The 22,715-nt window shown below is 63.3% G+C and carries 18 protein-coding genes; 3 read left to right on the top strand and 15 right to left on the bottom strand.

Going from position 1 to position 22,715, the window contains the following annotated elements; genetic code table 11:
- Nucleotide 1: 1 nt before the first annotated feature.
- The 8 genes from rnpM to DMP08_RS07375 all read right to left on the bottom strand — a co-directional run bounded on the left by rnpM (nt 2) and on the right by DMP08_RS07375 (nt 10,247).
- A complete protein-coding gene (gene rnpM, locus DMP08_RS07410; RefSeq protein WP_123192294.1) occupies nt 2-283 on the bottom strand; it encodes an RNase P modulator RnpM in 282 nt (93 codons plus the stop codon).
- Nucleotides 284-309: 26 nt separating this feature from the next.
- A complete protein-coding gene (nusA, locus tag DMP08_RS07405) occupies nt 310-1,524 on the bottom strand; it encodes a transcription termination factor NusA (protein ID WP_123192293.1) in 1,215 nt (404 codons plus the stop codon).
- A 25-nt stretch (nt 1,525-1,549) separates the two neighbouring features.
- The gene (locus tag DMP08_RS07400; RefSeq protein WP_123192292.1) at nt 1,550-2,023 is read right to left on the bottom strand and encodes a ribosome maturation factor RimP; all 474 of its coding nucleotides are present in this window, start codon (nt 2,021-2,023) and stop codon (nt 1,550-1,552) included.
- Nucleotides 2,024-2,298: 275 nt separating this feature from the next.
- Complete coding sequence (locus tag DMP08_RS07395) at nt 2,299-3,462, bottom strand: putative ABC transporter permease (protein WP_123192291.1); 1,164 nt, start codon at nt 3,460-3,462, stop codon at nt 2,299-2,301.
- A gap of 60 nt (nt 3,463-3,522) precedes the next feature.
- Nucleotides 3,523-5,919 carry a glycoside hydrolase family 3 C-terminal domain-containing protein gene (locus tag DMP08_RS07390; protein WP_123192290.1) on the bottom strand — a complete coding sequence of 799 codons (2,397 nt, stop codon included), beginning with the start codon at nt 5,917-5,919 and terminating at the stop codon, nt 3,523-3,525.
- A 24-nt stretch (nt 5,920-5,943) separates the two neighbouring features.
- A complete protein-coding gene (locus tag DMP08_RS07385; protein ID WP_123192289.1) occupies nt 5,944-7,356 on the bottom strand; it encodes a DUF2252 domain-containing protein in 1,413 nt (470 codons plus the stop codon).
- A gap of 125 nt (nt 7,357-7,481) precedes the next feature.
- Nucleotides 7,482-8,231 carry a LytR/AlgR family response regulator transcription factor gene (locus DMP08_RS07380; protein ID WP_161555436.1) on the bottom strand — a complete coding sequence of 250 codons (750 nt, stop codon included), beginning with the start codon at nt 8,229-8,231 and terminating at the stop codon, nt 7,482-7,484.
- A gap of 162 nt (nt 8,232-8,393) precedes the next feature.
- Complete coding sequence (locus DMP08_RS07375) at nt 8,394-10,247, bottom strand: sensor histidine kinase (protein WP_123192287.1); 1,854 nt, start codon at nt 10,245-10,247, stop codon at nt 8,394-8,396.
- A gap of 31 nt (nt 10,248-10,278) precedes the next feature.
- Here DMP08_RS07375 and DMP08_RS07370 point away from each other — a divergent pair, with 31 nt between their 5' ends.
- A complete protein-coding gene (locus tag DMP08_RS07370; protein ID WP_123192286.1) occupies nt 10,279-11,388 on the top strand; it encodes a hypothetical protein in 1,110 nt (369 codons plus the stop codon).
- Here DMP08_RS07370 and DMP08_RS07365 read toward each other — a convergent pair.
- The 4 genes from DMP08_RS07365 to DMP08_RS07350 form a co-directional block, all read right to left on the bottom strand.
- On the bottom strand, nt 11,385-12,086 hold the full coding sequence (locus DMP08_RS07365) for a TorD/DmsD family molecular chaperone (RefSeq protein WP_123192285.1): 702 nt from the start codon (nt 12,084-12,086) through the stop codon (nt 11,385-11,387). The two genes, DMP08_RS07370 and DMP08_RS07365, sit on opposite strands and share 4 nt — an antisense overlap.
- Nucleotides 12,087-12,088: 2 nt before the next feature.
- Entirely contained in the window at nt 12,089-13,315 is a 1,227-nt protein-coding gene (nrfD, locus tag DMP08_RS07360; protein ID WP_123192284.1) for an NrfD/PsrC family molybdoenzyme membrane anchor subunit, read from the bottom strand.
- A gap of 87 nt (nt 13,316-13,402) precedes the next feature.
- Nucleotides 13,403-14,023: a 4Fe-4S dicluster domain-containing protein gene (locus DMP08_RS07355; protein WP_123192283.1), complete on the bottom strand. Its 621-nt coding sequence runs from the start codon at nt 14,021-14,023 to the stop codon at nt 13,403-13,405.
- Nucleotides 14,024-14,031: 8 nt separating this feature from the next.
- Nucleotides 14,032-16,446, bottom strand: a complete 2,415-nt coding sequence (locus tag DMP08_RS07350) for a molybdopterin-dependent oxidoreductase (protein WP_123192282.1) — start codon at nt 16,444-16,446, stop codon at nt 14,032-14,034.
- Between the two features lie 332 nt (nt 16,447-16,778).
- Between DMP08_RS07350 and DMP08_RS07345 the strand changes: the two genes are divergently transcribed.
- Both DMP08_RS07345 and DMP08_RS07340 read left to right on the top strand, forming a co-directional pair.
- Nucleotides 16,779-18,347 (top strand): PucR family transcriptional regulator, encoded by a 1,569-nt coding sequence (locus tag DMP08_RS07345; protein WP_123192281.1) that lies wholly within the window; start codon nt 16,779-16,781, stop codon nt 18,345-18,347.
- A gap of 183 nt (nt 18,348-18,530) precedes the next feature.
- Entirely contained in the window at nt 18,531-19,532 is a 1,002-nt protein-coding gene (locus tag DMP08_RS07340; RefSeq protein ID WP_123192280.1) for an MBL fold metallo-hydrolase, read from the top strand.
- On the opposite strand, the gene DMP08_RS07335 is transcribed toward DMP08_RS07340, so the two are convergent.
- The 3 genes from DMP08_RS07335 to DMP08_RS07325 all read right to left on the bottom strand — a co-directional run bounded on the left by DMP08_RS07335 (nt 19,505) and on the right by DMP08_RS07325 (nt 22,560).
- Entirely contained in the window at nt 19,505-21,196 is a 1,692-nt protein-coding gene (locus tag DMP08_RS07335; RefSeq protein ID WP_123192279.1) for an AMP-binding protein, read from the bottom strand. The genes DMP08_RS07340 and DMP08_RS07335 overlap by 28 nt on opposite strands.
- Nucleotides 21,197-21,246: 50 nt before the next feature.
- Nucleotides 21,247-21,825, bottom strand: a complete 579-nt coding sequence (locus tag DMP08_RS07330) for a helix-turn-helix domain-containing protein (RefSeq protein ID WP_123192278.1) — start codon at nt 21,823-21,825, stop codon at nt 21,247-21,249.
- Nucleotides 21,826-22,071: 246 nt separating this feature from the next.
- Nucleotides 22,072-22,560 carry a DUF1269 domain-containing protein gene (locus DMP08_RS07325; RefSeq protein ID WP_123192277.1) on the bottom strand — a complete coding sequence of 163 codons (489 nt, stop codon included), beginning with the start codon at nt 22,558-22,560 and terminating at the stop codon, nt 22,072-22,074.
- Nucleotides 22,561-22,715 lie beyond the last annotated feature (155 nt).

Here is a 22,715-nt window from a genome sequence, read left to right as displayed (position 1 = left end):
CTTAATTCGCTTCGCGCGAGGCCGTTGCGACGTCGGCAGCGATCCGTTCGTACTCATCGCTGCCAAGCGTCGTTTTGAGCGCCCGGTCGAGCTTTTTCTTCTTGCATGCGGCGGCGAAGCATTCTGCGGAGCAAACGTACGCCCCCCTGCCCGGCGCACGGCCGGTCCCGTCGAACGACACGGTGCCCGAAGGATCGCGCACGATGCGCAGAAGACCGGCTTTCGCCGCCGGCGTTCCGCATGCGATGCAGCTGCGCTGCCCCTTAGTCGTCGTCGTGTTCATTCGCAAGGCCGCCTACCTGGTAACTCTTAAGCCTCGTCGAGGTCCGCGTGAACGCCGCAGTAGCGGCTGCCCGGACGAGCGTGGTTGCGGCAGCGAACGCCGTCCTCGCCCACGTACGAGCACAAGCCCGCCTCGTCGTCCACGTCTTCCTCGTCGATCAGCATATTGCCCTCGGAGGGAAGCTGCTCGCTTGTAAAGCTTGCGCTCTTGATGTCGATGTGCCAGCCCGTCAAGCGCGCGGCCAGGCGGGCGTTCTGCCCCTCCTTGCCGATAGCCAGCGACAGCTGGTCGTCGGGCACGACCACCGTGGCATAGTGGTTGTCCTCATCGATGATGACGCGCGTCACCTTAGCGGGCGACAAAGCGTTGGCCACGTACACAGCCGGATCCTCTGCCCACTGGATGACATCGACGCGCTCGTTGCGCAGCTCTTCGACAACCATGCGCACGCGGCTGCCCTTGGGGCCGACGCACGCGCCCACCGGGTCGAGGTTCGCCTCGCGCGAAGTCACGGCGATCTTGGAGCGAGCGCCCGGCTCGCGTGCGATCGACTTGATCTCCACCATGCCGTCGTAGATCTCGGGGACCTCGATCTCGAACAGGCGACGGATCAGATCAGGATGCGTGCGGGACACGACGATGGCCGGGCGAGCCTGCTCGCCGCGCATCTTCGGCGCGTCGGAGTTCGGGTCGCGCACTTCGATAATAAGCACCTTGAGGCGCTGGTTGTGACGATAGTGCTCGCCCGCCGGACGCTCGTTGCGCTCGTTCGGGCTGCGCTTGACGTCGTAATGCGGAAGCTCCGCCTCCACGCCGTCGCGAATCTTGATAATGGTGAACTCGGGCGTGCCCTGCAGCACCGTGCCCGTAACCAGATCGCCCACGCGGCTGGAGAACTCCTCGTAGATGGACTGACGGCCCGCTTCGCGCACGATGGAGGCAATGACGCCCTTCGCGTTCTGCGCGGCGATGCGGCTCACGTCGGCCGGCGTGACATCGCGCTCCTCGAACTCAAGGTACTCGCCGGTTTCCTCATCGGGCTCTCCCACCGGAACCAGCTCGTACACGTAGATGTGCCCCGTCTGGCGATCGATGGTCACGCGAGCGTCCCACTCGAGGTCAAGAATGCGCTCGTAGCTCTTAGCCAGAGACACCTCCAGGCGCTCGATGAGATAGAACTCGTCGATCTTGCGTTCGTGGGCCAGCGCCTGCAAAGCCTCGATCAATTCTGAACTTGCCACGTCTTCGCTTCCTTTCCTCTTAAGCTCAAGCCTTCGAGCTGAAATCGATCATGCCCTTGAGATGGGCGCGCTTGATGGTGTCGAGCGGGATCTGCACGGAAGAGCCGTCCGCGTCGAGCGTCACAACGCCCTCGCCGGCTCCCTGGATGGTACCCGTCCACGTGCCGCGGCCGTCAAGCGGCTGCGCTTTGACCACGGCGGTCTGCCCCGCATAGCGCGCGAAGTGCTCGATCGTGCGCAGCGGGCGGTCGATGCCGGGCGAGGACACCTCGAGCGTGTAAGCCCCGGGGAACGGGTCCAGCTCGTCCATGATATCGTTGATCCACGCCTGCGCGGAGGACAGCTCGTCAAAGCTCACGCCCTCGGGCGTGTCTATGAACACGCGAATGGTCGGAGCCTTCTTGGCACCGACGACCTCCACGGTCACAACCTCCACGCCCTCCTGAGCCGCACGGGGTTCCAGCGCGTCAAGCAGCTGTTGTTCCTTTTTGCTGAGCACGCCTTCTCCTTTCTGTGCCCTAACATACAAAGAAAGCGGGTGAAACCCACTTTCTCGTCTGCGAAAGTATGGTGCGCGCCGTCGCGCGCTTGCTGTTCTGCGATGCGGGAATATTTATACCATACGGCCCGCCTTTTGCCTAGTCTTGCCACGAAGCTGCCCGCAAGTTCCCCACATTTTGCACGAGGAGACTGCGCGCAGGCGACGCCCGCTTTTCGCTCGTTGCCTGCGCGCCTCGAACGTTCGAACCCCGGCAAGCGGGGCTCGAAACCCAGCTACACGTCCGCGCGAGCGGAATCCTCCACGTTCATGTCCATGGTTTGGAATCGATTCTGCATGTACTCGTTGTCGAAATGCTTGGCGTAGAACTCTTCGATGGGCGTGTCGGGGGTCTTGCCCGCCATGCGCTGATACCAGCAGTCGATCGACTGGATGCTCATGATGCCGTCCACCAGCATGAGCGCCGCGCACGCGGCCGTCACGCCGTAGCGCCAGTTCCACGGGATGAGGTTGATCAGCTTGAGCAGCTGCGGCAGCAGCAGCTTGATCCACGCCATGCCCAAAACGCCCCACATCACCATGAACACGAAGTTCGTGCGGCCGTCGATGGACAGAAACGATCCCGTGTAATCCCATGCGCGAATGCCGAAGGCGAACTCCATGATCCAGCTGGTGAAGAACTCGAACGCGCCGCCGATGACGGCGCTCACCAGGAAGATCACCCAGATGGGCTTGTCGTGGAACCGGTTGAGCGCGATGGTCATGAGCAACGCGCCGAAACCGTAGATGGGAGAGAACGGCCCGAACAGCATGCCAGCGCGGTCCTGGTATTCATGGAACAAGATGAAATGGTAGATCGTCTCGATAACAAGACCCAGGATGCAGCACACGACGAAAATCCAGAACAAGTTGAAGAAGTTCAGCGTGATGAACCCTTTTTTCGGCTTGCGCTTGCGCGCCTCCTTGCGTTCTTCGGCCCGCTGCTCCTTGTCCATCTTCTTGAGCTTGTGCTGTAACCGGCGCTCCTCCACCAGCTGCGGGTCCAAGTACGCGGTCACGCCGATGAGGATGACCAGCTGAACCAGGTAGCCGATGTGATGGGCGGAAAGGCCGAACAGCATCATGGTTCCGATGATGGACAGCACGGTCAAAGCGACCAGCGTGTTGGCCGCCGCGGCCGCATGCTCGCGCCTGTTGCGGATCAGACGGTAGCCCAAGAACACGAACAGCACCGCCGTGACCACGAGCACCACCATGAGGGCGGAGAAAATGATTACCGACGCCATGCGGTAGCCCTCGCCGCCGATGCCCTGGACAAACGCCAGAACCACCGGGACCAAATCGCCCAGCGACGTCAGTCCGCCCAGGATGCACAACGCGCCGAACAGCTTCAGAAGCCACGGCATGCGCTCAACCTCCTTGTTGTTCCCCTCTTCCATGTCTTCTCCTTCCTTTCGAGCACCGCCGCCCCGAACCGGGGTCCACGAGTGCGGTTCTTCCTACTTCGCGGCCTCTTGAGAACTCGAAGCCTCGGCCAAAATGCGCCGGAGCCTGTTGAACCCCCTTATGAACCGATAGTTCAGTATATCAACGACGCCGTCTACCAAACCCATGTCGACGCCCGACATGGCAAGCGAGCGCAGCGGCATGTCCATCACCATGCGCTCGGCGGCCTTGCGCGCAGACGGATCGCTGCGCGCAAGGATCTTGAGTTCGTGCCGCAAGATCCAATGCACGGCCCGACCCACGAGCGACGCCTTGAGATCGCCTATGGTCGCGTTGGCCGTGTAGGGCCGCATCGCCACGATCACCTTGGGATAGGGCTTGCCGTACAAAGCGCGGAACGCCTCGTCCGAAAACCCGCCGGCGCGCACGATCCGGTACGCGTCGGGAACCGGTCGCTCGTCGCAGGCGATCCCCGCAACATCGAGGACGACGCGCAGGCGCACATCGCGGCTCGAAGCCGAAACGCGTACATCGTACGCCCCTTCCGCAACCTCCCACGAAGACGTTTCGCAATCGTAGCGAGCGAACGCCCGACGCGGCAGGAGCATGTCGACGCGACGCTCCTCCCCCGGCTCGAGCGCCACCTTGGAAAACGCCTTGAGCTGCTGCGGAGGACAGGGGGCCGCCGCGTCGAGCGGGGCGACGTACAGCTGCACGACCTCGCGTCCGAACCGATCGCCCTCGTTCTTGACCAGGCAGGAAACGGAGAATCCGTCGTCGCGCGCCTCGATGTGGAGGTTGCGGTACGAAAAAGCGCCGTAGGACAGCCCGTGCCCGAACGGGTAGGCCACCTTCGCCTCGGCCGCATCGAAGTAGCGATAGCCCGAGAACACGCTTTCCCGGTAGCGAGCCTGCCTTTGCGCGGCCGGATAGAAGCCCGCGCACGGCGTGTCGGCCAAACGGATCGGCCACGTCTCGGCAAGCTTTCCCGATGGGTTCGCGCGTCCCAGCAGCAGGTCCGCCGTCGCCCGGCCGCCGCGGCAGCCCGCCAAGTAGCTCAGCAGGATGGCGCGCGGGCGCTCGCGCCAGGGAAGCTCGACGGGGGACCCGCCCTGCAGGACCACCACGGCATGGGGATTGGCGTCGCACACGCGCTCGACCAGGCTGTCATGGCCTTCGGGGAGCTTCATATGGGAGCGGTCGGCCCCTTCCGACTCCGATGCGTCCGGCAAGCCGACGAACACCACGGCGACATCGCAGCGCCGCGCGACGGCGGCGGCCTCCTCAAGCTGCGCCTCGGTTGCCGCGCCCGTTTCGCGATCGTAGCCTTCCGCATACGAGCACGCGGCTCCCGCGCCGATCAGCTCGTCGAACGCGCAATCCAGGGACACGGGGTTGATCTTGGACGATCCCGCCCCCTGATAACGCGGATGCTTTGCGAACGCGCCGATCACCGCGATGCGCGCGCCTGGCTCAAGCGGCAGGGCGCCCTCGTTCTTCAAAAGCACCGCCGACTGCTCGGCAACCTCGCGCGCAACCTCAAGACGTGCGTCAAGATCGCGGATCAGAACGACGTCGCGCGCACGCTCGTGCTTCCGGTGAATCTCGAGCACGCGCCGAACCGCTTCGTCCAAACGGCTCGCAGGAATCCTTCCCGCTCGCACCGCCTCGGCCACATCGGCCCGATAGTCGGGCCGCGTCCCCGGCATGACCAGGTCCAATCCTGCCGGCAGGCTATCGGCGTTCGAGCTTTCGGCGCCCCAGTCGCACACGTACGCGCCGTCGAAGCCCCAGGCGTTGCGGCCGAGGTCCTCCATGAGCCAACGGTTCTCGGAGCAGTACGTGCCGTTCAGCAGGTTGTAGGCCGTCATCACCGTCCAAGGCCGCCCCTGTTCGACGGCCAGGCGAAACGGCTCCAGGTACAGCTCGTGCAACGCGCGATCGTCCACCACCGAATCGGAGATGAGCCGGTGCGTTTCCTGGTTGTTGCACGCGAAGTGCTTGAGCGACGTACCCACGCCGCGGCTCTGCACGCCCTGGATGTAAGCCGCGCCCAACGTGCCGGCCAGAAAGGGGTCCTCGCTGAAATACTCGAAGTTACGGCCGCACAACGGGCTGCGCTTCATGTTCACGCCGGGACCCAGCACCACGGCCACGCCCTGCTCGCGCGCCTCGTCGCCTATGGCCTCGCCCATCCGGCGCAGCAGGTCGACGTCGAACGAGCACGCCGAGGCGCTGGCCGTGGGAAAGCACACCGCGGGATCGCTTTCGGAGAGCCCCAGGTTATCGGCCGCGCCCGACTGGTGACGCAAGCCATGCGGGCCGTCCGACACCTCGATGGGGGCAACGCCCAGCCGAGGGCAGCCGCCGAGGACCCAGTAGCCTTCGCCGGTCAGGCATGCGCACTTCTCTTCGAGCGTCATCTGCTCGAGCACCGATTCGACGTCCATAAGGCATCCTTTTCTCTCGCCTTGTTACGACAGCGGTCCCGGACCGGCGTCAAGGCCGCCGTGGGCCAGCGCATCGACGAACACTTGGTAATCAGCCTCGTTCTGGTCGGCGTAGGCGCGCGCGAAATCGGCTACGGCCCGGTCGAACGAACCCGATGCTCCCAGGTAGCCTGCGATGGCGCACCGATCGCCCGTGCGCGCATGAGCGCGCGCAAGCGTCCAGCCGCACAAACGGCCCGTGGCCTCGATCTCGGCGGCGGGCGCGGTTTCAAGATCGGTCGACGTCTTCCAATCCCAAAGCTGCCGTACGTAGTAATCGCGCTGGCGACCCGCCTCGTCCGGCGCGCTCGTCCACCCAAGCAGCACGTCCCCCGCAGCTTGCATGAGCCGCTGCCCCTGCACCACGCGCTGGCCGTGGGACGCCCATCCGCTGGGGCCGCAATAACGTTCGAGCACCGAAGCTTGCGCCTCTTTCACCTGCAGTACAAGCGGATCGCGCACGTCTCGGCCCACAAGCGCGATGATCCACGCTCGCGTGCCCACGCTTCCCACGCCCACCACTTTCTGGGCGGCGTCAAGGTATTCGTACTGGTCGAACAGACAGCACCGCTCGGGCGCAAGGCTTTCACGGTACCCCTCCAAAAGCTCGATGAGCGAAGCGGCCACGCGATCGGCCTCGGCAACGGACGAGAACCGGTCGAGCGGAACCACGTTGGGAGGATCGAACGCGATGGTCGCGCCGGCTTCGCCCACCTGCACGAACCGACCGAACGCACGGGCGCTCGTCTTCGAGAAGGCGCGTTCGAGCTGCTTGCGCACGCGGCGCTCCTCCTTTGCGGAAGCGCCCTGCAAGGCATGCGACAACACCTCTTCCACATCGAGGCGCGCACTGTGCACGTCAAGAGCCCCCTTGCGCGCGAACGAGGCCATGGCCTCGCGGTAAGCCGCCGTCGCAGAGCGCACCGCAGCGCGACGCCAACTGGGCTTGAAGCCGCGGTTGCGCCCACATATCTCGATGCTTGCAGCCAGGCGCTTGACATCCCATTCCCACGGCGCGGGCGCGGTTTCGTCGAAATCGTTGATATCGAACACAAGGCGCCGATCAGGTGCCGCGAAGCCGCCGAAGTTCGCTATATGCGCATCGCCGCACGCCTGCACCGCCAAACCGGTGGAAGGGGTGCGCGCAAGGTCGGCCGCCATGCCCGCCGCGTTGCCGCGGAAAAAAGCGAAGGGGGACGCGCTCATGCGCAGATGGCGCTCGGGCAGCAGATAGCGCAAGCAATCCGCTTCCTGCTCCCTTAAAACGTCGATGACCTGGGAACGCCCCGTCCGCACGGACCAGACGGCATGGGATGCGCGCGGAACGGCGTCGCGCAGCGCTTTGCCGCGGGAAAGCGCGCTTTCAGCGGCCGCGTTGCAATCGCAATCAAACTTCATGGGACCATCCCTTCCGAGCGCGCGAAGCGCTCCGACCGCATACTGCCGCTTCGTGCAAGGCGCAGTGGAGAGTACAGTATAGGCGAGCGGCGCCGCAACGCCCGCCTTCCGCGAAACAGGGCGCATCAACCGCGAAATCGGTCGCTTTGACAACGTGGAGCCCGGCCCCCCTCCCCGCAGGTCGCATCCACGAAGTATCGGTGATACGCCTCGTGCATCTTGCGGCGTTCCTTCACGCGTACGGGAACGCAGGTGCCGTCGTTCAAAACGAAGTCGTCCCGCACGTCGGCGATGTAGTCCATATTGACCAGGCAACTGCGATGGCAGCGCAAGAAGCGGTCGTCGTCAAGCTGGTCCTGCACGTCGCCAAGCTTGGCGAAACCACGATAGCAAGCGCCGTCCACGGTATGCAGCAAGACCGCATGGTCGCGGCTTTCCAAATACAGGATGTCGCCGTAGGGAATGTAGCGTCGCCCGGTTCCCACGCGAAACGCCAAGCGGGGCACAGAAGACGGCAGCACTCGGTCGAGCACGCGTTCGATCCCCTGCTCGCTTACGGGCTTGATCAGGTAATCGGTTGCGCGCACCTCGTAGCTGTCCACGGCGTGTTCGCGCGATACGGTCAAAAACACGATATGCATGTTCGCGTCGGCGCTGCGCAAGGCGCGCGCAACGGACAGGCCGCTCTCTCGCTCTAGGTACACGTCCAAGAACGCGAGATCGAAAGGCTCTTCCGCGGAATCAGCGATCAGCTTCTGGCCTGCGGCGTACTCTTCGCAGCTGGCGTGGATGCCGCGCGCCTGCAAAACGCGATCGAGAACCGTACGCAACTCGGTGCGGCGGACGTCCTCGTCATCGCAGATCGCTATCCTCAACTCGCCTTCCTGCCTTCCTCGCAAAGACGCAACCTTCTGATTCTTACTTTAAACAGTTTACTCGCAATTCAACAGCGCACCACTATTGACATGCGGCTATCGGCAACGAATTTGCCGCGATAGAGCACGCGGAAAACAACGGCGCGACGCCGAAGAGCCTCGTCAACTCCGCGCTGCCGCCCCGTTCCCAAGCTTCAGCACAAGGCGCACGACGATTGCGCCCTCGTCCGAATCGATAACCAGCGCGCCGTCGTGCGCCTCGACGATCTGGCGCATGGCGGGCAGGCCCCATCCGTGATCGCCCCCGTCGGACTTGCTCGTAGCATCGAACGACGTATCGGCGGGCATGGCGTTCTCGCACCGTGCAACCAGCCGGTCGCCTTCGACGCGCATCGCGAAGTCCACGTAAGGGCGCCGACGCCCCGCAAGGCGCGCACGGTCGCACGCCTCCAACGCGTTCGACAGCATATTGGACAACAGCACCGCAAGCTCGGTGTCGCGCAACGGCAGCTCCTCGGGAACGTGCACGTCGCACCGCACTTCAACGCCCCGTTCCTGGGCGGGCGCCAAATACCCCGTCAGAGCCGCGTTCACCACCAGGTTGTCAGAATAGCGAACCGGAGCCGTAGCATCATGGCCGGAAGCAAGCTCGTCCAGGTAGGATCGGCATCGATCGAAAGCGCCCTCTTTAAGCAGGCCCCGCAACGTTTCCACGTGATGGCGCAGATCATGGCGCGCCATCCGGGTGGCCTCTTCGGCGCGGCGCATGTGCAGCAAGCTGTCCTTCGCGGCGCGAACCCGCACGGACAGCTCCCGCACCTGCTCCTGCGCGACGCTCATCCTCCTTACGCGAACGACCAGCATGCATGCGAACACGGCGACCATGGCCAATGCCGCGTACTCCTGCTGCCAAAGGCCGTACAGCGGCTCGTACGCGTTGTTGTCCAGCAGGTTCGCGCCCAAAGAGGCACCCAAGGCAGCGCACGCGCACAAGACGTAGCGCGCCTCGGGGCTGCGCGACCCCAAGCCGATCACCGCGCAGGCCGTCAGCATGACCCAGCAGCCCAGCCTGAGCAAGGTTTGGTACGCGCCGTACGCTTCGACGGTGACCGGCCAAAACGGAATGACCAAAGCTACCCATACAAACGTGACCAGCGGAAAGCCGAGCATAATCCAACGAGCAATGCGCGCCCACGACCGATCGAACACGCCGGTCGAGCGCATCGCCACCGACGCCGCGCAAACGAACACCGCCGTCCATGCCGCATCTTCCAGGGCATAGACCCACGGCTCTCCCAAACCCAGGCGCCAAGCAATTCCCCGGCAACCCGCAATGGACAAAGCCAAGCACAGCAGGCCGAAATCCCGCACGACCGGATCTTCCCCGCGACGCCCGTACACCGCGAACGCGAACAGCGCCAACGCAAGCGGAAGCAACGCGAGCACGCCCGTCGACAGGGAATTCGCCAGCTCTACCCGTGCGATGGCCTGCGCCGACCCAATCAAGGGCGGGTACACAAGGCCGCTGTAGTAATGGGATTGATTGCGAACCTCCAACACGAGCTCGGTGCGATCGCCTACGATCAGAGCCGCTTCCGGGCCCATCTTGTCAGACGCCACCGGAAGCCCGTCGGCGTACAGCGTGTACTCGGTAAACACTTCGGGCAGCAAAACGACAAGCGCGCGCTCGGCGCGCGACCCTTCGTAGCGCACGTCCAAACGGTACGTCGCACTACCGAACGCCGACGTGCCGTTCGGCAGGTACGAGAAGTTCGAGTACTGCCCGATGAACGTCTCGATCGGGGCGGACCCGTCAACGGAAACGAGCCAGCCGTCCACAAGCGGGACCGGCCGATTCGCATCGTCGTCCGAAAGCACGATCGAGCCGTCGTCCCCGTACGGCGGAGGCGCAGCGTATTTGTTATCATGGAAGTAGGCGAACGAAAGCAGGCAGCCAACCGCAAGAAACACCACTGCAGCAGGAGCAATTGCACGGGCGATAGCGCGAACCGACATAGTGCCCCTCCCCCGAAACGATAGGATCCTCGTGTCGCATCATACCAGAAACGAATCGAAGGCAACGGCGTTCAACTGTTGCGTCCTTGCCGCATGCGCGGCGCTTGCCATGGGGTGCGCATGCCCGAGCGCGCCATCGGCCTGGGCACACGAAAGCGCCGCATCACCACAAGAGGCATTGGGAGGCGGCGGCGTTCTCGGCGGCGGAAATCCGGGAAGCGGCAGCGCGTCCCCGACCGTCGAGCAGCCGTACGGCCAAATCGTCAGGATCATACCGGGAAAGGGCATGACGACCATCTTGTTTCTGCCGGCGCTCCCCATCGATCCCGGATGGGGGCAGGTACAGCATCCCGACTTGCAGGTTCTGTACCTGGACCGCCGCTACGCCGACGACCCTGCAGACTCCTGGGAACGCTGGGGCGCCTACACGTGGAACGAAGACCACCTGATGTACGAAACGCCTGAAGGGGATGGCATCAGGGCCGTATACGACGACGACTTCGCCAATCCGTCCATTCGACATTGCGCGGTCTTTCGCTTCTCTGAAACCGTCGACTACCGCGACTTCTATCTTCGCGCCACAGCCGTCGTGCTCCAAGACGGCGAAACCGTGGAGACGACCTTCGAGCCCGCGCTGATCGCCTATCCCGAAGGCTCGCGTCCCTCCGACGACGAGAACGACCTTACGCCGCCGCCTTCGGTGGTCAATCCTCCCGAAACCGATTCGGGAGGCTCGGGCGGAAACATTGGAGGCGTAGGACAGGGCGAAAGCGATCGCGTCCATCCCGAAGGCGGGCCCAAAGCGCCGGAGAGCAACGGGTCTGCCGCGCAGGAGGCATCTGAGCCGACGGGCGCAGGCGGCGTTCGCGCGAGCGACGCGCCCCAGGAGCGCGCCGCGTCCGAGCCTGCGCAACCGTCGGTCGCCCCGGCACCCGAAAAAGCCTACGCCGCTCAGGAACCAACCGTCGAGCCTGGCGCCGCCGCAACCCAAAAGCCAGCCGCAGAGCCCGAGGCCGCCGCAAGCGAGGTCGCGGACGAGCCCGCCGGCTTGCCCGGATTCGCCTGGGCCTTGGGCCTGACGGCCGGGGTCGTGGGCATAGCCGGCGGCGCGATCGCCGTCATGCGCGCCAAGCGTCGCTAAACGCCGACGCCCTCCGCGAACGCGCAGCACGCGCCCTCGGCAACCTCCACGATACCAAGGTAGTAGCCTTCGGGGGCGGCGCCCTCCACCGCCTCGCGCAGCGCCGCCGCCCAAGAAGCCGGATGCTCGCTTGCGAAACGCGCCAAACGGCGCCCGTCGCCCGCGGGGCGCTGGCCCGTCGCCATATCCCCGCAAGCCGCAGCCAAGTAGAGCAACTCCAGGCCAAGGTGGTCGGGGTACTGGTTGCTCGGCCCGCGCACGGCAAGGCCCGCGTCGCGCAGCAAAGCGCGCATCTCGAAGGCCGCATCGCCGAAGCCCGCCTCCCCTACGCGCCCGCGCACGGCGTACATGGTTTCCCAAGGCGGCGCCGCAGGCTTGGGCGGGCCGATGAACAACCGCGCGTACTCCACGTCCACGCGCTCGACGGCGGCATCGCGGCACGAGGAGGCGCCGCGCGCATAGCGCTTCAGCCGATCGACCCCCAAAGCAGCCCGATCATGACAGCGAAAAGCGCTGCCCAGCTGCTGGGAAAACGCATCCCAGAACGATTCGTGCAGTCCGATCGACGTTTCGGCGGTCATGGGCCGCAGCAAGCTGTTGCCAAGAAACGCGAACGTTTCCGCCCGGCTACGCCATACGTCCCGCCAGGTCGAGGTTGCCGCAAGCACCGATGCCGACCACTCGGCGCATTCCATCATAGCTACTCCTCCGCTCCTCGACTACGCTCCCAAGCCTTGTCGTCAGCCTCGGCGGGAGCGGGGTCGTAGCGCAAAAACACTTTCGCCAGCAGCAAAAACGCCATGACGCCCACAGCCACCATGCCCACGACGATCAGGATCTCGGGCAGCGTAGGAGCATACGAGCTGGTCACTGCCCAACCGTCCATGCCGTACAGGCCCCTTGACGAGCTGGACCCGCTCACCAGACCCGGAGCGCCCGACACGTTCGGGAATATGAAGCTGGTGAACAAAAGCCAGATGCGCTTGCAAAACACGCCGACCACAACGCCTGCCGCCGCCAACGCGACCAAGCAGGGGCGCCGGCGATTACGCGCGAACACGAGGATGCAAAACGGAATGATCACGCCCACGATAACCTCGATCCAGAAGAAGGGAGCGGTTGCGCCCCACACCATCTGGCCGAACACCTCCATGCCGTGCTCGGTGCCGGGATAAGCCATGGTCAGCACCTCGCATCCCACCATATAGCCGTCCACCGCGACGCACGCGGCAAGAAGGCCCGCCAGGTTCGCGATAAGCTTGCGCGACGTAGCGAACACGCGCTGCCGGTTCATCCACAGAAGCGACAGCAGCAAAAGCGCTAAGCCCGAATCCATGGCCGACGCCACGAACAGCGGAGCCATGATGGTGGAGTACCAGCCTTCGCGCGCAATCTGCAAGCCGAAGATCCACGCCGTCACCGAGTGCACCAGGATAGCCACCGGCAGCGCGAAACGCGACACGACGGCGACCTTGTCCTTTGCGCCGGGCTTGCGCGACGTCATGAAGTACAGGTAGACCAGGTTGATAACCAAATACGTGCTGATCACGCATATATCCCATAGAAGCGGCGAAACGAAGTTGGGCGTTACCAGCAAGTTGAGCAGGCGCACGATGCCGCCCAGGTCGATCAAAACGAACGAGCCCGCGATGCAGATGCACACGAGCGACACCAAGATGGCGGGAAGGGCCACCTTCTTGTACTCCGCCACGTGAAAGATCGATGCCGACGAAGCCACGATAAGGCCGCCCGCGGACAGCCCCACGAAAAACATGAAGCAGGCGATGTACAGGCCCCACGACGTGCCGTTCGACATGCCCGTGACGCCCAACCCGCCGACGAACTGGCACGCATACGCGCCCACGCCGACAGCCGCAAGGGCGGCCAACACGGCGAAGGCGATTTTATAGGTTCTTGTTAACTGCATGTAGGTTTCTCCTTAACGCACGGATCTGCTCAGCCGATCGGGCGGCGCGACGCCACGACGTCACGCCGCCCGACCAAGCGATACGATCTAAAGTCCGATATAGAAAAGCTGCGGACGCGTGCCCTTCTCTTCGAGCAGATGATGGGCTTCGGGCGAACACGCCAACTTCGAGAGGTCGCTGTCGGGATCGTCAAGATCGCCGAACGTGCGGGCGCGCGCCGGACACACGCGCACGCACATGGGAATGTCCCCGTCGTCGGTACGCTCCTTGCACAGCGTGCATTTTTCCATCACGCCCTTGACGCGTACGGGAACGCGCGCGTCACCGTAGTTGAAGGCAGGCTCGCGCACCGGCTCGTCCCAGTTGAACACGCGAGCGTTGAACGGGCAGGCCGCCATGCACATGCGGCAGCCGATGCACTTGTCGTAGTCGATCTCCACGCGCCCCGAAGCGTCCTTGTAGGTTGCGCCCGTGGGCCACACCTTTTGGCAGGCGGCGTTCTCGCAATGCTGGCACTGCACGGGCAGGTAGACGCGCGTCAAGTTGGGATACTCGCCCAATGCGCCGTCGATGACGTCGCAGTCCTTGGTCAGGATACGGTTCCACAGCATCCCCATAGGCACGTTGTTCTGCATCTTGCAAGCGTTCGCGCAGGTATGGCAGCCTACGCAACGGTTCAGGTTGATGGCGATAGCCAGTTTCGTCATGATTGCCCCTACGCCTTTCTAATCTCGACGAGCGTGTCGGAGAACGGGATAACCGGGCCGCACAGCAGCTCGTCGCCGCGCTCCACCGCGGCATCGTTGGTAACGGACTGCATGTTGCCTCGCGCTAGATAATCGGCCGTAGCGCCCTCTACCAGACGAATCGATCCCGGGCGAATGGAGGGATTGCCATGAACGCGCACTTCGAAGCCGCCGCGGTCGTTGAACACTTCCACCGTGTCTCCCGTAGCCAAGCCACGCGCGGAAAGATCGGCGGGGTTCGCGTCCAGCGTGGGCTCGAAGTACTGCTGGATCCACTTCGCATCGTTGAACTGGTTATGAATGTGGAAACGCGTGCGGACGTTGGCCAGCTGCAATGGAAATTCGCTGCGCAAAGGGTTCTGCGCGTTCGCCTCGAGCGTCGGCTCCCATTGGGGAAGCTCCTGCCCAAAAGGCACGAGGTTCTGATAATACAGATCCAACCTTCCCGAAACCGTATCGAACGCGAAGTCGGCGTACTCCTGACGCGGCTTCTCGATGCCGGGCAGGGGCCACGTGCCGTGGTGCTCGTTGATCTGCTCGATGGTAAGAGAAGCGATCTGCGGGTCTTCGGCTCCTGAAAGAATCGCCGACGCCAGCTCGGCCGAGTCTTTCGGCAGCGCGTCTTCGCAGCCGAGCCGCTTCGCGAACTCCTTTTGGATCCAGAAATCGGTACGCGCCTCAAAGAGCGGATCGATCACCTTGTTCTGCAGTACGATCTGGTTGTACCCCACTTTCACGGCGCCCACTTCGGCATCAAGCTCGAAGCGCGTCGTAGCGGGCAGTACGTAGTCGGCCCACTTGGCGCCTTCGGTGAAGTACGGGTCGATGGACACGATCAGATCGAGCGTGCGCACCCAGTCCTCGGTTTTGGACATATTGGCGAAATGCTGGGCAACAAGGTCGCCGCAGCAGATGTAAGCTTTCACGCTGTTAGGCTTCGTGCGCATGTCGTAAGCCGCCATCTCGTCCTTGGAGGGAACCAGAGCATCGGGCAGCTTCCACGACCCCAACGTTGTGGAATGGCCGTTCCAGCATCCGCCTACGAACACGCCGACGTTCGCGCCGGGCTTGCAGATGTTACCAGTCACGCCAGCCAGCACGGCTGCAGCATGGCCTGCGATGTCGGCGTTGCCCATCTTGTCGTTGCCGCCCCACCCCAGCGCAAGCGACGACGGTCCTTTGGCGTACGCGCGCGCAAGCGACTCGATCTTTGCAGCGGGAATGCCCGTGATGCCTTCAGCCCATGCCGCCGTGAACTCCTTTTGGCCTTCGACCAGGACATCGTACGCTGTTCGGGCGCGCGCTCCGTCAACGACGACTTCGCCGGAAAGAGCCGCCGAAACGCCCGACTGATTGTAAGGAACGGGCTGGCCCGTAGCCGAATCGACAACGAAGAACGGGTTCTCAGCGCCCGTCTGGGGCTTTTCAGCCTGCGGATCTTCCGCATGCTGGCGCACAAGCCGTCCTGTCGAAACATCGATCAGGAAGGGCAGCGACGTATGGGCGGCCATGAACGCTCGATCCGCCAGCCCCTCGTCAAGAATCACCGACGTCATGGCAAGGAACAGGGCCGCGTCGGTACCCGGCTCGATGGGAACCCATTCGTCGGCTTTGCCGGCCGTGGTCGAGAAATGAGGGTCTACCGACACGATGCGCGCGCCGGCTTCCTTCGCCTCGAAGAACAGACGAACCTGAGGCAGGCTGGACTCGCAGAAGTTGCATCCCACCATAAGCACCATGCGGGAGTTCACCCAATCGCGCGCCTCGCCCGTAGCCATGGCGAAACCGCCTCCATAGCCGATGGCGGGATCCAGGCCGTTGCCCATTCCCACGTCGATACCGGCATTGCCGCCGGTCTGCGCGCCCAGCAGCGACGCCAGAAACGGCATGTTCGCTTCGCTCGACGAGGTGACCATAACCGCCTGCTTGCCGTGATCACGCTGGATCTCCTTGATGCGCGAAACGATGCTATCGAGCGCCTCGTCCCAGCTTACTTGCACGAATTCGTTCGATCCCCGCTCGCCTACTCGCTTGAGAGGCGCCTGCACGCGCCCTGCCCCGTATATATGCTGCACTTCGGAAATGCCCTTCAAGCAAATCGTTTCGTAACGATCCTCCACGCACGTATTCGGCTCCACCTTCACCAGACGGCCATCGCGCACCGTGCATTTGAGCGGGCACATGCCGCCGCAATGCTCCTGATGGTACGTGCAAGCCGTATGCTCTTCGCCCGATGCCGCGCGCTCGGCACCCGAAGGGCCGATACCCGCATACGCCACAGCAGGCGACAGCCAACTATCGGGCGTGAACATGTCGGCCCCCGCTGCGGCCAAGCCGCAAGCGGCGAGGGACCCCGCGAGGAAACCGCGCCTCGTCAACTCCATGTATTTCTCCTATCGTCTTGCTTGCATTCGGGTCGCGCCAAGCCCTTCGCACGCCGTGCCGTCCCCCTGGCCCTCGTCCGTCACGCAACCCGCATCAGGCCGCAGTGTAGGAAACCTGCGAGAACGCGTCTTTATTCCATCCGCCGAAATACGTGGCCCAAGCTTTGTGCATATTGAACAAACGGGAGTATCATCCCAGGTGAAAAGATGCTATAGCAGAGAGCATGCAACGATTCACATCGCGTTTCACCGAATAATCCGAAACCTTGCGCCCCGTTCGAAGGACAAGGACGACCGGTCGTCTGACGGCGCTTCGGCGCGAAGGAGGCACCATGCGCTTCAACCTTGATCTTGTGTACGACGTACTGGCCGACCTTTCGCCCGTTGCACTGTTCGAGCATTCGACGCACCTTGACCTCGACCGGATAGAACTGCTCGAAAACACCAGCAAGCCTCGAGCGGGAAGCCTATTCATCGCAGAGGCGGAAACGCTCGAACGCATCGACATCGATGCGTTCGACGAAGGGGCGCTTTTGATCTTGGGTCCGGACCTGCCGGACGCCGACGCGCTGCCGCTGCCCGCCGTGCTGGTGCCCGACCCGTCCCGAACGCTTCAGGCAAGCGCGCTACTGGCGCGGCTGCTTGAGTTTCGCATGAGGCTTGATTCCTGGTCGGAGTCGCTTTTGGAGGCCATGGCGCGCGATGCGTCGCTGCAAGAGGTCATGGACGTAGCTGCCACCGCGTTTCGCAATCCCCTCATGGTATCCGACTCCGCGCTGTACTACGTGCTGTGCGCCGGACACCTGCCGGACGACTTCCATGACGAGCTATGGACGACCGCTATCGAAACGGGCGTGTGCCCGACTGAGCTCTACTTCGACCTTTGGATGAGCAGTTCCGAAAACGCTTTCCGCTGCGATCGAGCCTATTTTGTCAAAAGCGCGTCCCGAACCGGGCATTCCTACCTGGTTCGCAACCTGCTGCACAACGGCGCGTACCACGGATGCTTCGAACTGGTCGATGCGAACGCGGCCTTCACCCAAAGCGATCTGGTGCTCGCGGACCACCTGGGACGGCTGCTCGTGCTGATTCTTCCCCGGCAGATCTACCCCCAGCTGGACAAGTCTTCGAAAAACCCGATCGACGAGCTGCTTGCCGGGAATGCCGTGCGCGGGCGCGTGCTGGCCTACGAGCTCTCGAAGCTCGGCTGGTCCCTCGACGATCCGTACTACGTCTGCCGCTTCAGCGGGTCGGCGCAAAGCGAGCACTGGGAGGGCCCTCACCGCCAAACGCTAAGACGGATCGAACGGCGGTACCCGCGTGCTCGGTTCCTTGAGGCCGAAGACGATGCCTACCTCATGGTTGCCCGAGAAAAGGACTATCCGCTTGACGAAATACGCGAGCGTCTGGAGGAACCGGCGGCCGACGACGAATTGCCGGTACGGTTTTTGGCGGGATTCTCGTCGGTGTTCTCCGACTTCCACTTCCTGCGCACCGCCGCGCAGCAAGCGGGTTTCGCCCTGAAGCACCTTGAGAACGGCTCGTCTTCCGGGCGAAAACTCCGTACGATCGCCCGGTTCTACGACGATTGCTGGTTCGACGATCTATCCGACCGCCTGAATCTAACCGGAGAAGCCCGTTGGCTGCTCGACGATCGCGTGGTGCGGCTCGCGCGCATCGATGCGCGCGAAGACACCCGGTACGTGGAAACCGTTCGGGCTTACCTCGAAAGCGGATGCAGCGCCACGCATGCCGCAGAAACCCTGTTCATCCATAGAAACACGCTTTCATACCGGCTGAAAAGGATACGGGCCCTCAGCGGGATGGACCTGGAGGACCCCTCGGCCGCCAGCGCGGATCTGCTCAGGATTCTTCTCTCGTGCAGGATCGTCTCCCAATAAGACGCGCAGCCCGAGAGCGCGCACTGCGCGCTGCAGCCTTCGGCAAGCTCGCCTCCGATGACGCGTCCACATGCGCAAAAGACGCGCGCCTACCCAAAAGACGCGAAACGTGGCGATACCGTGGCGGCCCGTATTTCGTGGTATCGTGCACCTGAAACGATACCGATCCGGCAAGGAACCTCCATGCACAGCACGCGCATCCGCACCAACCCCGACATATACGAAATCAAAGTGCCGTTCAACAACGTGAGCACGAGCGATACCAACTGCTACGTGGTGAAAGACGGCGCAGACGCGCTCATCGTGGATACGGGAGCCCCCACCGAAGACGGGTACGCGATCCTGCGCGACGCCCTTGAAGAGCTAGGCGCGGATCCGTCGAAAGCATCGTACTTCCTGACGCACCTGCACTACGACCACGTGGGCCTTATGGATCGCATCGCTTCCGCAGGAGCGACCGTCTACCTGAGCGCCGAGGGCTTGGGCATGGCTCGCGACGGGGGGACGGCGGAGCTGCATGAAGATTTCCGGCGCCTTGCGGAAGAGGGCGTCCCCCGAACCGAAGCCGACGCGCTCGTGCGCTCGGTAACGGGCCCGCGCGTCATCGACATCGATCGGTGCGCGCCGGTTGTCGTGGGCGACGGGGACGTCGTCGACGTTGGAAGCTACCGCCTTCAGGTGGTGGCAACGCCCGGCCATACGCCCGATCACCTGTCGCTGTACGAGCCCGGCAGCAAAACCCTGTTCGGCGGCGATCATGTGCTGTTCGTCATATCCCCCGGCATCACCGTGTTCCCCGACGGATCGGACAGCCTGCAAGCCTATCTGAACAGCCTGGACCGCGTGCGGAACATGGAGATCGATGCGCTGTTGGTGTCGCATGGCGAAAACCGCCCCGATTTCCGCGAGCGCATCGATTGGCTGAAGCGCCACCATATAGAGCGGCTGGATGAAACCGTGGGCATCGTGGAACGCGAACCGGGCTTGACCGGCGAGGACGTCGTGCGGCGCATCCATTGGAACGTGCCGAGCAGAATCTGGAGCGAGATCTCGCTCATGCAGCGCTGGTGCATCCTCATGGAAGGCATCGCCATCCTCGACCACCTTACGGCGACCGGGCGCGTGAAGCGCGCAAAGGACGGCGATGCCCGCAACGTCTACTTCCCTGTCGCGACCAGCTCCTGAGCCATCTCGCGCAACTTGAACTTCTGCACCTTCATGGACGGCGTCATAGGGAAGTCCTCCACGAAGAACACGTGCTTGGGAACCTTGTAGCGCGCGATGCGCGGAATGGCGAACGCGCGCACGTCCTCCTCGGTCATGTTCTCGTAGCCGGGCCGCACGCGGATGAACGCGCCCACCAGCTCGCCGAGCTTCTTGTCGGGAATGCCCACCACCTGCGCATCGAGCACGCCGGGCATGGTGAGCAGGAAGTTCTCCACCTCAAGCGGATAGACGTTCTCGCCGCCGCGAATGATCATGTCCTTGACGCGCCCGGTGACGCGGTAGTAGCCGTCCTCGTCAAGCGTGCCCAAGTCGCCCGAATGAAGGTAGCCGTCCTCGTCGATGGCGCGCGCCGTCTCCTCGGGCATCTTGTAATAGCCCTTCATGACGTTGTAGCCCTTGCAGCACAGCTCGCCCGGCTCCCCGATGCCGCACTCCTCGCCGGTCTCGGGATCGACGATCTTCACCAGCACGGGGGGATGCTTGCGGCCCACCGTCTCGCACTTGTGCTCGATATCGTCGTCGGCGCTCGTCTGCGTGAACACGGGACTCGTCTCGGTCAGGCCGTAGCAGATGGTGATCTCCTTCATGAACATGCGATCCATGACCTCGCGCATAGTCTCGGGCGGGCACGGGCTGCCGGCCATGATGCCGGTGCGCAAGCTGCTCAGGTCGAAGGAATCGAAATCGGGGTGGTTCAGCTCGGCGATGAACATGGTGGGCACGCCGTACAGCGCGGTGGCGCGCTCCTTGTGGACGGCCTGCAGCACCAGCCCCGCGTCGAACTCCTCCACGATGATCATGGTGGAGCGGTGCGTGAGGTTGGCCATCACGCCCAGCACGCAGCCGAAGCAATGGAAGAACGGCACGGGCAGCGTCACGCGGTCCGCAGACCCGAGCTTCTGGCCTTCGCCGATATAGAAGCCGTTGTTCAGAATGTTGCGGTGCGTGAGCATGACGCCCTTGGGAAAGCCCGTCGTGCCGGAAGTGTACTGCATCATGACCACGTCGTTGTTGTCGAAACGCGTCTCAGCCTCTTCGAGCGCGCTTTCGGGCACGTGCTGCCCCAACAAGATGAGCTCGGGCACGCTGTAGCAGCCGCGATGCTTCTCCGGCCCCATGTAAATGATGTTCTTGAGGCGCGGATAGTTCTCGGTCTCCAAATGACCGCGCTGCTGCGCAAGCGTTTCGGGCACCAGGTCGCGGATGATCTTGAGGTAGTCGACGTCGCGGTACGCATCGATCACGCACAGCGCCTTCATGTCGGACTGCTTCAGCACGTAGTCCAGCTCATGGCTTTTGTACACGGGGTTCACCGTGACCATGACCACGCCGATCTTGGCCGTGGCGTACATGAACGTGAGCCAGTCGGGAATGTTGCGCGCCCAAACGCCCAGATGGTCGCCCGGCTCCATGCCGATGGCCAGCAGGCCGCGCGCCAGGTTGTCCGTGCGCTCGTCGAAATCCTTGTAGGTCCAGCGCAGGGAGCGATCCGGGTACACGACGAACTCATGATCGGGATCGACGGCCACTTGGTCGCGAAAATAGCGGCCGATGGTCTTTTCGGAATGCAAGGGATAATCCGGTGAGCCGGCGAGGGCCTCGGATGCAGTAGGTTCAGGCATGCGGGTCACTTCCTTGTTGTAGATCGAGTGCGGTCGGCGAAGGCGCGAGCCTACAGCGGCGTGTACACGACGGCGAGGAACTTGGCGTTCTGCCCGTCGTGGGCGCGCACCTGGTGGGGCACGATGGAGTCGTAGTAGATGCTCTCGCCGGGATGCAGCACGTAGACTTCCTTGCCGTACTCGATCTCGATGCAGCCCTCCATGCCGAACAGCCATTCCTCCCCTTCATGGCCGACCAGCTCATGATCGGTCTCGCCGGAGGGCGTGACGGTGATGATGAAAGGATCCATGTGGCGCGACGGGCGCCCCGCCGCCAAACTGAAGTAGCTCAAGTCGCCCGCATCGCTGGCCGTTTGCAGCGACTTCACGCGCTCGACCTCGATCATCTGCTCGCGATCGATGTAGGCCGGCCCCAGGTTCTCGTCGTCGTCCATGAGCGTGCCCAGGCGAACACCGAGCGCGCGGGTGATCTTGATGAGCGGAGCAAGCGAGGGCGGCAGCTTCCCGGCCTCCAGGCCTTCCACAACCTCGACGTCGCAGCTGCAGCGATCGGCCAGATCCTGCACGGATAGGTGATGCGCCTCGCGCAGCGTCGTGATCTTATTGCCCAGCTTGTTCTCGTCCATCATGCGACTCTCCTCTCTTCATGATCGTTTCCCAATGCAATGGTATCCCATGATTTGCCCTTGCACAGCCACGAAATAGGTTTTACGGCAAAACAGGCGTTCGGAACGGCTTGGGAAATCGTCACGGGTCCCCCTTCGCGCCCACCATGCCGCAGAGAGCTTGCGAAGCGCATGGCCCCCAAGCAGCGCATCGTGAAAAAGCCGCCCCTGGAAAGGGCGGCTTCGACACGCGCGGAAACGGGGCGGGGCCTAGTTCTTGAACAAGGCGTGCTTGAGCTCTTCCTCGTCTTTAATGGACAGCGACGTTTGCAGCACGTCGCCGCCGAAGGGCTTGACGGCCTCGACGAACTTGTCGGTGGTCATGCCGTCGACCACCATGAACACGGCGGCGCTATCGTCGACGGAAAGCAGGTTGCGCACGCGATCCTGGAAATCCTTGTCTACGCCGTGCTTGACGATGGCGCCGGTCAAAGCGCCGATGCCGGCCCCGATAGCCGCGCCGAATATCGGCACGAAGAAGAGCACCCCGAACAAAACGCCCCAGAACAGGCCCCATACCGCAGACGTGCCTATCTTGGAATCAGGCGTCACCACGTCGTATTTGCCATCGGCACGACGGGCAACGACCGCAACCGATTGCAGGCTTACGATAAGGTTCTTGTCAAGGTCGAGAATCTTCTGGTAAGCGGATTTCGCTTCCATCTCGCTCGGGTACCCGAGCACAACGAGCGTACTCATGTTCTTTGCTCCTTTCACTGGCTTTCATCGAGGCCCACTGTACGCGCACGCAGCGGCACGGCACCGGAAGATCCGGCTTTGGCACCCGTTCGGAACCGTTGCGAAACGTCGCCGAAACCAGCTGCGCGCCTGCGATCGTCCTTCCCCTCCCTACC

The organism is Paraeggerthella hongkongensis (assembly GCF_003726035.1).
Lineage (GTDB): Bacteria > Actinomycetota > Coriobacteriia > Coriobacteriales > Eggerthellaceae > Paraeggerthella > Paraeggerthella hongkongensis.
This window is presented reverse-complemented; position numbering and strand designations above follow the sequence as displayed.

What these genes read in the sequence shown, in the direction of transcription:
- rnpM (WP_123192294.1), bottom strand. Translation starts at nt 283, where the DNA reads ATGAACACGACGACGACTAAGGGGCAGCGCAGCTGCATCGCATGCGGA.
- DMP08_RS07330 (WP_123192278.1), bottom strand. Translation starts at nt 21,825, where the DNA reads ATGATGGACGAGAACAAGCTGGGCAATAAGATCACGACGCTGCGCGAG.
- nrfD (WP_123192284.1), bottom strand. Translation starts at nt 13,315, where the DNA reads ATGCAGTTAACAAGAACCTATAAAATCGCCTTCGCCGTGTTGGCCGCC.
- DMP08_RS07340 (WP_123192280.1), top strand. Translation starts at nt 18,531, where the DNA reads ATGCACAGCACGCGCATCCGCACCAACCCCGACATATACGAAATCAAA.
- DMP08_RS07355 (WP_123192283.1), bottom strand. Translation starts at nt 14,023, where the DNA reads ATGACGAAACTGGCTATCGCCATCAACCTGAACCGTTGCGTAGGCTGC.
- DMP08_RS07395 (WP_123192291.1), bottom strand. Translation starts at nt 3,462, where the DNA reads ATGGAAGAGGGGAACAACAAGGAGGTTGAGCGCATGCCGTGGCTTCTG.
- DMP08_RS07390 (WP_123192290.1), bottom strand. Translation starts at nt 5,919, where the DNA reads ATGGACGTCGAATCGGTGCTCGAGCAGATGACGCTCGAAGAGAAGTGC.
- DMP08_RS07335 (WP_123192279.1), bottom strand. Translation starts at nt 21,196, where the DNA reads ATGCCTGAACCTACTGCATCCGAGGCCCTCGCCGGCTCACCGGATTAT.
- DMP08_RS07325 (WP_123192277.1), bottom strand. Translation starts at nt 22,560, where the DNA reads ATGAGTACGCTCGTTGTGCTCGGGTACCCGAGCGAGATGGAAGCGAAA.
- DMP08_RS07350 (WP_123192282.1), bottom strand. Translation starts at nt 16,446, where the DNA reads ATGGAGTTGACGAGGCGCGGTTTCCTCGCGGGGTCCCTCGCCGCTTGC.
- DMP08_RS07365 (WP_123192285.1), bottom strand. Translation starts at nt 12,086, where the DNA reads ATGATGGAATGCGCCGAGTGGTCGGCATCGGTGCTTGCGGCAACCTCG.
- DMP08_RS07385 (WP_123192289.1), bottom strand. Translation starts at nt 7,356, where the DNA reads ATGAAGTTTGATTGCGATTGCAACGCGGCCGCTGAAAGCGCGCTTTCC.
- DMP08_RS07345 (WP_123192281.1), top strand. Translation starts at nt 16,779, where the DNA reads ATGCGCTTCAACCTTGATCTTGTGTACGACGTACTGGCCGACCTTTCG.
- DMP08_RS07375 (WP_123192287.1), bottom strand. Translation starts at nt 10,247, where the DNA reads ATGTCGGTTCGCGCTATCGCCCGTGCAATTGCTCCTGCTGCAGTGGTG.